The 9960-nt window shown below is 43.1% G+C and carries 10 protein-coding genes and 1 pseudogene; 5 read left to right on the top strand and 6 right to left on the bottom strand.

The annotated features are described in order from the left end of the window. Nucleotides 1-387: 387 nt before the first annotated feature. Nucleotides 388-1890: a DEAD/DEAH box helicase gene (locus tag IM496_RS18000; RefSeq protein ID WP_104396999.1), complete on the top strand. Its 1503-nt coding sequence runs from the start codon at nt 388-390 to the stop codon at nt 1888-1890. A 60-nt stretch (nt 1891-1950) separates the two neighbouring features. Next, nucleotides 1951-2301, top strand: coding sequence for a 4a-hydroxytetrahydrobiopterin dehydratase (locus IM496_RS17995; protein WP_046663238.1), 351 nt, complete (start codon nt 1951-1953; stop codon nt 2299-2301). Here IM496_RS17995 and IM496_RS17990 read toward each other — a convergent pair. Both IM496_RS17990 and IM496_RS17985 read right to left on the bottom strand, forming a co-directional pair. After that, nucleotides 2298-3176: an NAD(P)-dependent oxidoreductase gene (locus IM496_RS17990; protein ID WP_287662801.1), complete on the bottom strand. Its 879-nt coding sequence runs from the start codon at nt 3174-3176 to the stop codon at nt 2298-2300. The two genes, IM496_RS17995 and IM496_RS17990, sit on opposite strands and share 4 nt — an antisense overlap. Before the next feature lie 193 nt (nt 3177-3369). Continuing rightward, entirely contained in the window at nt 3370-5310 is a 1941-nt protein-coding gene (locus IM496_RS17985) for a BRCT domain-containing protein (protein WP_287662799.1), read from the bottom strand. 466 nt (nt 5311-5776) lie between these two features. Between IM496_RS17985 and IM496_RS17980 the strand changes: the two genes are divergently transcribed. After that, on the top strand, nt 5777-6409 hold the full coding sequence (locus tag IM496_RS17980) for a DUF3782 domain-containing protein (RefSeq protein WP_287662798.1): 633 nt from the start codon (nt 5777-5779) through the stop codon (nt 6407-6409). Between the two features lie 173 nt (nt 6410-6582). Here the strand turns inward: IM496_RS17980 and IM496_RS22500 are convergent. The 3 genes and pseudogenes from IM496_RS22500 to IM496_RS17970 all read right to left on the bottom strand — a co-directional run bounded on the left by IM496_RS22500 (nt 6583) and on the right by IM496_RS17970 (nt 7283). After that, nucleotides 6583-6768 (bottom strand): annotated as a pseudogene (locus IM496_RS22500) (type II toxin-antitoxin system HicA family toxin). Beyond that, nucleotides 6765-6989, bottom strand: coding sequence for a type II toxin-antitoxin system HicB family antitoxin (locus IM496_RS17975; protein WP_002770935.1), 225 nt, complete (start codon nt 6987-6989; stop codon nt 6765-6767). Before IM496_RS17975 ends, IM496_RS22500 begins: the two are co-directional and overlap by 4 nt. Before the next feature lie 45 nt (nt 6990-7034). Then, the gene (locus IM496_RS17970) at nt 7035-7283 is read right to left on the bottom strand and encodes a DUF433 domain-containing protein (RefSeq protein ID WP_287662796.1); all 249 of its coding nucleotides are present in this window, start codon (nt 7281-7283) and stop codon (nt 7035-7037) included. Nucleotides 7284-7564: 281 nt separating this feature from the next. On the opposite strand from IM496_RS17970, the gene IM496_RS17965 reads away from it, so the two are divergent. After that, nucleotides 7565-7753, top strand: a complete 189-nt coding sequence (locus IM496_RS17965; RefSeq protein ID WP_002762197.1) for a hypothetical protein — start codon at nt 7565-7567, stop codon at nt 7751-7753. Next, on the top strand, nt 7750-8040 hold the full coding sequence (locus IM496_RS17960; RefSeq protein ID WP_002744303.1) for a type II toxin-antitoxin system RelE/ParE family toxin: 291 nt from the start codon (nt 7750-7752) through the stop codon (nt 8038-8040). The genes IM496_RS17965 and IM496_RS17960 overlap by 4 nt, the downstream gene beginning before the upstream one ends. A gap of 766 nt (nt 8041-8806) precedes the next feature. Here IM496_RS17960 and IM496_RS17955 read toward each other — a convergent pair. Continuing rightward, nucleotides 8807-9766 carry a DUF1214 domain-containing protein gene (locus IM496_RS17955; RefSeq protein WP_287662794.1) on the bottom strand — a complete coding sequence of 320 codons (960 nt, stop codon included), beginning with the start codon at nt 9764-9766 and terminating at the stop codon, nt 8807-8809. Between the last annotated feature and the right edge of the window lie 194 nt (nt 9767-9960).

Here is a 9960-nt window from a genome sequence, read left to right as displayed (position 1 = left end):
CTGCATTATTCACCAACTGGCAAAAACCTGATTGTGAGGACATCTCAAAAAACAGACTGTTTTTCAGCCAGATCGCTAGATGAACTTCTTGCCAAGGCTTTCGAGGATTTTCCAAAGTCTTCATGAATAATGCAGGTTAGATAAATATAAGCCGTCAGCCTTGAATCAGTTATCATACTAAATCCGGTTATTAAAAACTGATTATTTATTCCCCCTACCCCCCCTTGCCCCCCCGACGTCGGGGGGGTTGCCTCTTGCCTTTTGCCCGTCCTGATATGTAGCCTATACTCAACGGATTTAGTATCAGTTATCAGATGTAAGTTTTCAGTTCACTTATACTGATAACTGTTTACTGATAACTGTTTACTGATAACTGATAACTGAAAAATGCGCTTACCCACCCTCAAATATGAGCGAGGAACCTTAATTCTCCATCCACCACCAAAAGGGAAAAAATGGCTAGATTTTGCCACTTGGGATGATCGTATCGAAAGATTTCGCATTTTGGCCATTCATTATCGTCCTCTCGTGGAAACCCTACAGGAGGAGGGTATTAACTTCCAAGATGAAGCAAAAGCTTTCAACAATTTAGAATTAATTGCCAGTTTTGAACGGGAACCCTACCCCCACCAAACGGAAGCGTTAATCGCTTGGAAAAAATCCCAGAGAAGGGGTGTTATCGTCCTTCCCACCGCTGCCGGTAAAACCTATCTTGCCCAATTAGCTCTACAATCGACTCCCCGCAGCACCTTAATTATCGTGCCGACTATTGATTTAATGCACCAGTGGTATGCCCAGATGTTGGCGGCTTTTCCCGATGCCGAGGTGGGATTATTAGGGGGAGGTTCTAAGGATAATAGTGCTATTTTAATCGCCACCTATCAAAGTGCGGCAATTTATTCAGAAACTCTTGGCAATCGTTACGCTTTTTTGATTTTTGATGAATGTCATCATTTACCATCAGATTTCTTTCGGAAAATAGCGGAAGATTCGATCGCGCCCTATCGTTTAGGCTTAACAGCAACACCGGATCGCGGTGATGGTAGTCATCAAGATTTAGATTATCTTATCGGTACAATTGTTTATCAAAAAAGTCCCCAAGACTTGTCAGGAAAAGCCCTAGCCGATCATGAAATAATTCAAATCAAAGTGAAACTATCCGCCAAAGAACAGGAAAAATATCAAGAAGCAATTAAAATTCGCAATGATTTTTTAAGAAGAAATAATCTCAGTTTGTCCGGTTTAGATGGTTGGCAAAATTTTGTCATGATTAGTGCCAGAAGTAGCGAAGGGCGCCGGGCGATGTTAGCGCACCGGGAGTCGAAGGAAATATCCTCTGGAACTCAAGGAAAATTGCGGGTTTTAGCCGAGTTAATCTGTGAACACCATCCGGAACCAATTTTAATTTTTACCAACGATAATGCCACAGTTTACCGCATTTCCGAGAGCTTTTTAATACCTGCCATAACCCATCAAACTCCCGTGAAAGAACGCCATGAAATCCTGACCCGTTTTCGTCAGGGAGAATACAAAATTCTGGTGACTTCCCATGTTCTTAATGAAGGGGTTGATGTGCCGGAAGCACGCATCGCGATTATTTTATCGGGAACCGGTTCCACTAGGGAATATATTCAGCGTTTGGGACGGGTTTTAAGAAAAGGGCAACAAGAGGATAAACGGGCGATTTTGTATGAAGTGATAGCCGAAAATACGACGGAGGAAAAAACCTCCCAACGACGACGGGGAGAGCAGAAAAATAAAACTAGCTATAAAACCGCTAATCGACAATTGGAATTATTGCCTTCTCCTCCGAAAAAATCTTTTTCTTTCCCGAAAGCTGCCGAATCTTCTACCCCTTGGGTGAGTTCTCCAGAGTCAGAGGAAGAATAAAAAATTTCTCTGGGGGATTTTCCTCTATAATAAAGGTAAAAAATCTGGATTGATACCCCTATGACCGAACTTGCTCAACAAAAATGTCAACCTTGTCAATCGGGTTCTTCTCCTATCACTGCCGAAGAAATTACCGCTTTACAGGCTAAAATTCCCGATTGGAATCTCTTAGAATACGAGGGTATTCCCCGTCTGCAAAAACTCTATAAATTTGCCAATTTTCAAGGGGCAATCGCCTTTACTAATGCCGTGGGAGAAGCAGCGGAAAAAGAAGGCCATCACCCCGCTTTATTGACAGAATGGGGTAAAGTTACCGTTTCTTGGTGGACCCATGACGTAGGCGGATTACATCAAAATGATTTCATCATGGCTGCCCGTACCGATGATATTTATCGCCAACAAAAGGCCTAATCGTAGGCGCGAATCATCGCTTGGGTTCCCTGTTTAATTCCCTTGCCTTCGTCCAATTCCGCTACTACTTTAAATAGAGTTTCCGCTAAATCTGTCCCGGGCAGAATTTCCCGGGCTGTCTGGGCAGTTTCTTTAACTAATCGCAAATCTTTTAAAATATGTTCAATCATAAAAGCTGGCTGTAAATCTTGGGCGAGGATTTTTGGTCCCAAATTTTCCAAAGCCCAAGAACCCGCCGCCCCCGTTTTACAGACTTCTATGACTAAATTGGGGTCTAATCCTTGAATTTTTGCCATTTTTAGAGCCTCACATAGCGCCACCATGTGAACCGCCCCCAAGACTTGATTACAGAGTTTTACCGCTTGTCCGTTGCCGATTTCGCCACACCAGCGAATAGTTTTACCCATGGCTTGAAAACAGGGCAGACAAGTCTGAAAATCCGCTTCTTTCCCCCCCACCATAATAGTTAAACTGCCGTTTTTCGCGCCAATATCGCCCCCAGAGACGGGAGCATCGAGAAAACGGAGATTATTTTCCTCTAGCTTTTTACCAATCATCCTAGCGGCTTGAGAGCCAATGGTACTCATATCCACCACCAGAGTTCCCACCGCTGCCGATTCCATGACACCCCCCGGTCCTAAAATTACCGCTTCCACGTCAGGCACATCCCCGACGCAGGTAAAGACAATCTCGGCATCCCTGACGGCGGCGGCGATACTAGAACAAATGTTCGCACCTGCTGCCCCGGCAATGGTTATCCCCGGCACCTCTGGGGTACGATTCCAAGCATTGACAGCAAAACCTTGACGGACAAGATTAGCCGTCATCGGCGCCCCCATCACTCCTAATCCTAAAAAGGCAATTTTTTGACTCATAATTTTGGTAATCAAGCGAATTATGAATTATGAATTATGAATTATGAATTATGAATTATGAAGTGGGGTATATTTTCAGTAAACAGTGAACTGATAACTGATAACTGATAACTGATAACTGATAACTGATAACTGATAACTGATAACTGATAACTGATAACTGATAACTGATAACTGATAACTGATAACTGATTTAGGATTCTACCATTTGCAGAAATTGGGCTTCTGAAAGGGTTTTAATGCCTAATTTTTGAGCCTTTTTGAGTTTCTCACCGGGAGCTTTACCGAGGAGAATATAATCAGTATTCGCACTGGGGGAACCAGTAACAGTACCACCGACATTAATAATCAATGATTTCGCTTTCTCGCGACTGATTTTGCTGAAGGTTCCTAGTATAACTACGGTTTTTCCCCTTAGGGGATTTTCTGCGGATTCTTGACTCGTTTGGACTATCTTTGCTGCGGGTTGCACTTCTAAACTTGTATCGGCAACCGTGATTTTTTCTGCTGCTACTACAGGGGTTTCCTTGGCAATCACCGGGGGAGTTTCCGGTTCCTCTACTACCGGAGTTTCCTTGGCAATCACCAGGGGGGTTTCCGGCTCTTCTACTACCGGAGTTTCACTAATAATTGCTTCCGGTTCATTAGTAATAATGGGAGTAGTTTGTTTAGAGAAATCGTCTCTTTCTTGCTGTAGGTTTTGAATTTTAACCTCTAAAGCGGCGATTTCTGCTTGCTTAGTTGCTAACTCACCCTCAAACTTAATTTTTTCCTTTTCTAAAGCTTTAGCTGCCGTTTTTTGGGCTTCTAAATCTTGAGTTAGTTGGCGATTTTGTTGGCTTAATTCCTCGATATGACGGGAAGTTGTGGTTTCTAATTGGTCTTTTTCGGAACTTAACTGGTGTAGTTGAATCTCTAAATTAGAAATGTTTTCCCGATAGGTTTCTAGCTGTTGGGGTAACTGGTTTAATTCCTGTAATTGCCCTTCTAAATGGACAATTTTTGCCTGAGAATCGGCCAATTGTTGGGGTAACTGGGTTAATTCCTGTAATTGCCCTTTTAAATCAGCAATTGTTGCCTGAGAATCAGCCAATTGTTGGGGTAACTGGGTTAATTCCTGTAATTGCCCTTTTAAATTAGCAATTTTTTCGGCAGCAGTGGTTAATTCTGCCGATAATTCCCCTTTCTGGACTTCTAAAGCTTGTAACTCCAGTTTAGCCGCTTCGAGACGAGCGCCGAGACTGTCCTTTTCGGCGGTTATGGCTGTCACTTGAGCGACGGTTTCTTGGAGTTTTATAGTTAAATTGTCGCATTCTTGGCCTAAAGAGAGCGATCGAGTTTGACTTGCGGCTAAATCTTCGCTGAGAGACTTTTTTTCCCGTTCTAACCCAGTAATTTGACCCTGTAAGCTGGCTATTTCCTGCTGTCCTTGCTCATACTGTTCTGTTTGGTCAGCCAGATTCTGTTCTAAGGTTTGAATTTGACCTTGCAAGTTGGGAATTTGGGCGGCTAAATCGCTTAATTCTTGGTTTTTATGCTCTAAATCGGCCACTTTCGCCCTTAATTCCTCGGCTTTTTCTATATCTTGCTGTAAGAGAGCTTTATCCTGTTCTAGGGTCTGAATTTGACTATAGAGAGAGGTGGTCTGTTTTTTGGTCAAATCAAATTGACGGTTAATTTCACCTTTTTGCTGCTCTAAAGTTTGAATCTGTGCCTCTAGGCTAGTAATTTGGGCTTTTTCTTGCTCTAATTGCTCCATCAAACCAGCTTTCTCCGCTTCTATTTCCTTAGCGGTGGTTTTCAGTTGTTCGATTTCACCCTCACCTATCTGGACAGCTTGCTGGAGGGACTGGAGAGAATTTTCTAAATCCGTAGCTTTGTGCTGTAATTGGGCGGAATGTTGTTCTATGTGAATGATTTTGGCGTGCAGCTGCTGATTTTCGTCTTTTAAGTCTGATTGCGCCACGTCTAAACCCTTGACTTGAACCAACAAATCTGAGTTACTTTGCTGTAATTGCGCTTGTGCAGCTAAAAGGGCGGTATTTTTGCTGACGAGACTAGAGCGCGACCAGAGGAATAGTCCTCCGAAAACAGCACTTAAACCTAATCCTTCATAAATTAATTCGTTGAGCATATCTACCCTCCTAGACAAGCGAAAAACAGTCACCTAACCGAACTGATGCGGCAATTTTGGTTATAGACCTACATCTCTACTTATATCAGTTACGGGGTACATTCGGGGGAAGGGGGGAAAAGTCACTTCTTTCACCCTGCTGTAAAAAGTGATTTAGCTATTCGCGTTATGCTAATTTGTACCTGATCCCATTCTTGGGTGATTTCCAGGTCAATTTCTTCCTGATGATTAAAATAGTAGCCCATGGCCGCAGGAGCTATGGTTGATAATTATCCATTGTCCATTGCCTATTATCCATTGACCGCGATCGCCTTTTGACCTTTGACCCTTTCCCCTTGAACTGCGATCGCTGATTTGTTGATAGTCAATAATTGATTGAAAAAACACGGATGAGAAGCTAGGGACATTTTTTCTGGGCCAAGTCGCTAGAATGGGACTAGACTCCTCAAGCTTGAAGAATCTTCCTATGTCAGACGCTGTAACGATCGCCGATATTTACAAGTTATTTGAAAGAACTGAGTCCCAATTTGCCGAGTTTCAAAAGGAAGCTGATCGCCGCAGTGCCGAAGCCGATCGCCGCAGTGCTGAAGCCGATCGCCGCAGAGAGGAAGCTGATCGCACGATGGAAGAATTAAAAAAACAGGTACAAGAAACGACCAAAGCGGTCAATAGCTTAACAACTCCTTTGTGTCTTTTTATAGAAGAAATGGTAGAGCCTGCGGTCGTGGGTTTATTTCAGAAATGGGGCATTGATGTCACCCAAACGATGAGTCGCTTGAAAAGTAAGCGTCCTGGGGCGGCAATGGAGATTGATATTGTGGCGGTGAATGGGAGCGAGTTGGTGGCTGTGGAATGTAAATCTCGACTGTCGAGGGATGATGTAGATGATTTTGTCAGCCGATTACAGCGATTTAAGGTTGCTTTCCCCCAATTTCGAGAGTTTCGGGTTTATGGGGCAGTGGCAGGCATTGAAATTGATCAGGGAATAGATGTCTATGCCTATCGGCGCGGTTTGTTTGTGATTAAGCAGTCGGGGGAAACGGTTAAAATTATCAATGATGCTCAGTTTCAACCTTTGGGTTTTGCTGAAGGTGTTTAATCTCTTTTTTAAGAAGGCGTAATTTTGCGATCGCCTTTTTAATTAATAATGAATAGTTGATAATGTAAACTGTCAGGAGTCATTACGGCGGATTGTTAGTTTTATTTTATTATCCAAATTAGTAGCCGCAAACACGCACCCTACACTCTACAGCAGCTTAACAGGAGTCGCACTCATGGTTCTGGTATTTGTAAATCTCGACAAATTTTTCGCGTCAAGAATTCATTGATTTCACGATGGCGCGGAATGGCTGAAGATTTCTGATTGACACGATTTACATAAATCGTATGATTGCCGCCTTATCTTAAGAATTCACAGCCATAAGCTTCTAAATGACGAATTAAGTTTATACGTTTCATGCAGCCCAGAAAGTAACAGACTCTCGAATCACTTCTTGTCCTTGCAGTTGCTCTTCAGCTAACATACGATTAGCTTCTAAAACTAGCTCAATTGCTTCTTCTAAATTGCTTCTAGTTTCTTCTAGAGTCTCTCCTTGAGTATTAGCTCCTGGCAATTCTTCGACAAAACCAATATAGCCTTCGGGAACTTTCTGGAATATTTTTGTTAGTTTTAGTTGCATGATTTACCTCAGAATTTTAAATTATATCACCCACCATCATTAAAGTTAGCGGTGCGTTACGGCTGCTGAAGTGAAGCTAACGATATAATCGGATACAGCCCAAGCTGCATAATTAAGAGCCTGACGACTATCTTCCTCCTCCAACTCTGGATAAGCCTCTAAGATTTCCTGAATAGATAACTGACTAGCCAACAGTTTCAAAACAAATCCTACAGTGATACGCATTCCTCGAATCATTGGCTGTCCAAGACATATTTGTGGATTAACAGTAATACGGTCTAGCTCTCTAATCACCGTGGAACTCCTGAGATAAACTCCTCCTGTATTGTTACATACAGCAATGAATGTTGAGCAAGTTTCTGCGCCGCTGCGTGTGAATTAAGCGGCGACGAGAGTAAATATACAGCATTTATCCACCAAATAACACCAATCACGGGTTGAGGTTTCGTTGAGGACATCGAGAGGGAAAAGCCTTTTTGGATATTCTGAGCGTTAGCGGTGGTTTTAGAATACACCATCTCTAGGAGCCTATCTTGCTATAATGTAAACTGTCAGGAGTCATTTTGGAAACCATCATGGAAATAAAAAACATTAAACAAAAAGCCAGAAATTTAATCGATAAATTGCCGGATAATTCTACATGGGATGATTTGATGTATGAGATTTATGTGAGACAGGCAATTGAAGCAGGATTAGCCGATAGTGAGGCGGAAAAGGTTATTTCTGTGGCAGAAGTACGCACTAAGTTCAAGCTAGAGCCATGAAAGTTTTCTGGACAGAAACCGCCGTTAATCATTTATCATCCATCTACAACTACATATCACAAAACTCCCCTCAATATGCTCAAAGACTGGTGGAAAGATTGACCAGACGCTCAGAACAGATCGCTAATTTTCCTTTTTCGGGTCGTCTTGTTCCGGAGTTTGAAACTGAGCAGATCCGAGAAGTTATCGAGGGTTCTTATCGCATAATTTATTATATCAAGCCTGAGCAAATCGATGTTATTGCGGTACTTCATGCTGCCCGAAACATTGAAAATCCACAAGATTAACGATAATCCAAGACCATTGGGGGAGTAAATTAATGGCAGCAGTGAAGATTACCAAAAAAGGGAAGAAAGCTTCAACGGGTTAGCTATCCCTCTGGGAGGAGGGCTCTCCTAGGTTTGGTGGGTAAAATGTATTCTAGGATACATTTCTCCTAGCGAGGGGGTGGAACGAACCACAAAGACACAAAGGACACAAAGATCGATCGATCATATTGTAAGTTAAACTAATCACACAGAACCTAGAAGAGCCGGAGGAGTGGGAGGCCAATAGTCCAGAAATTATTGAGGTGGCTCATCAGTTCATCTTGACTAATTGTCACAACCCGCAGCGGGCGATATTTCTCGATTGATCTTAAATCTTTGGTTGAGACTGCAAGAAAGCTCATGTTACGCTACTGCGAACCCATCCTACAAATAATTGTGTCTCCCTACTTAATTCTACAGGGGATGATACACAGGTAAATTAAATGTAATTTATTATGTTTAATTAATAGTAATAGAATTGGTGCGTTACGGCGGATTGTTGGTTTTATTTTATTATCCGAATTAGTAACCGCAAACACGCACCCTACTGGATTGTTTCAGCTAATTTGGTGTATTAGAAAAATGCTATAAGTTCTATAATCTAAGACTTTAAGCCGAAATCTATTGCCCTATTTTAGCTGAAACAATCCACTACACTTTTGCTTTTTTTGTAGTAGGGGCAATTGATGAATTGCCCCTATAGATAGCGTTTAGGTGTAAACCAGTACAAACTTCACCAAATGAATCACTGGACGGGTACAGCGTCAGGTAGTTTGTATGTTCCATTCAAGACAGACTCACCGGGACGATAAATCCGCATAGCGAAATTCCAGCCCTCGGTTACATCTACCCGATTGGAAACATTGCCACAGTTCTCTTGCGATCCGAAATACACGGTGAAGGTGCCGTCGGGGTTTGGCTTTGGCATTACATTGGAGGAATTGACGATGTTGTTCTCCTTTTCCATGTAGCCGTCACTGCCATATACGGTGATGGACCAGAACGCCTCATTATCTGGAACATCATAGGTCGCTTTGTGACAAATATTGTAATCATGATCCCCATCGTAGTTTAGATAGATTGCATCCCATTCAGGTAAAAGCCCCCACCCAGTGGCTACCACGATGTGACGGGTATCCTCGTTGACCTGGCCACGCGGTCCCATCATCCCCGTCACACTGCTGTATTGGGCTGAATCCTTTTGATACTGCAAAGTTAGGGCTTGCAGCGATTCGCTGTCCCACTTGAACTCGGGCAGTGGATCGGCACTGTTGGCATTGATGCTGAACTGATCCTGCAACTTGTGGATCAGATCCAATTCATCCACGTCTATGGGATTGAACACTTGGATGCGGACGAAGAGACCCAAGTATTTGGTGTCATCGGGCAATTCATGCGTTCCGGCTTCGTAGATCACGCGAGGGCAATAGTGGTCGTTATCCACGAGTTCAACCGATACGTAGCGATCTGGAGGAAATTCAGGGACGGTGATGGTGGCACCTTTAGACGTATCGACAACGCTCTGGGAGTAGAGAGTGTCCCTGTTCATCCGGATGATGCTTTGCCCGTCCAGCGGCGTGATGCTGCGTAAGTGGTAGAAGCGATTCAGGCCTTCCGCCGTTTTAACGATGGTGCCAAACTGCCGATCGCATTCGGCACGGATATAGGTCTCTGGTGTGACCAGGACATTGTTATTTTCTGCCATGATTGTCTCCTAATTGAGTATTCTGAACCAGTTCGTTTCTTGACACTCACCGGCCTAGCCTGCATTATTCATGAAGACTTTGGAAAATCCTCGAAAGCCTTGGCAAGAAGTTCATCTAGCGATCTGGCTGAAAAACAGTCTGTTTTTTGAGATGTCCTCACAATCAGGTTTTTGCCAGTTGGTGAATAATGCAG

Origin of the sequence: Microcystis sp. M049S2, from assembly GCF_020245625.1 — a bacterium.
GTDB lineage: Bacteria > Cyanobacteriota > Cyanobacteriia > Cyanobacteriales > Microcystaceae > Microcystis > Microcystis ichthyoblabe_A.
Note: the sequence above shows the minus strand (reverse complement) of the source record. Positions and strands in the feature narration are given on the sequence as shown.